The sequence below is a fragment of the Methanocorpusculum bavaricum DSM 4179 genome, assembly GCF_000430905.1.
In the GTDB taxonomy this organism is placed as follows: Archaea; Halobacteriota; Methanomicrobia; order Methanomicrobiales; family Methanocorpusculaceae; genus Methanocorpusculum; species Methanocorpusculum parvum.
The window spans coordinates 21,515-21,781 of the sequence record NZ_KE387273.1; the positions used below are offsets into that span (position 1 = coordinate 21,515).

Genomic DNA, 267 nt, shown 5'->3' on the forward strand with positions numbered 1-267 from the left:
CTTGATCAGCTTCTTCGTCGCATCATAGATGAACTTCTTCGACAGAAGCTTCGACGCATTCGCCGCGGAAACAAACGCCAGCTCCGCAAACAGCTCAGGCAGCTCCTCACGAAGCAGCGGCACATTCACGGACTTGTTCCTCTTCTCCTCCAGCCGGAGAACAAACTCCGCAGACTCAAGCCCGCCGGCTCTGATCTCATCGACCGTCTCCAGGAACCGGACCTTATACTCCTTCGCCGCCGCTTCCAGCGCAGCCGTCATCTCCTG

The 267-nt window shown here is 57.7% G+C and carries 1 pseudogene; it reads right to left on the reverse strand.

What is annotated here, in order from left to right:
• A pseudogene (locus tag H575_RS08800) lies at positions 1–261 on the reverse strand (hypothetical protein); the annotation flags it as partial.
• Positions 262–267: the final 6 nt, after the last annotated feature.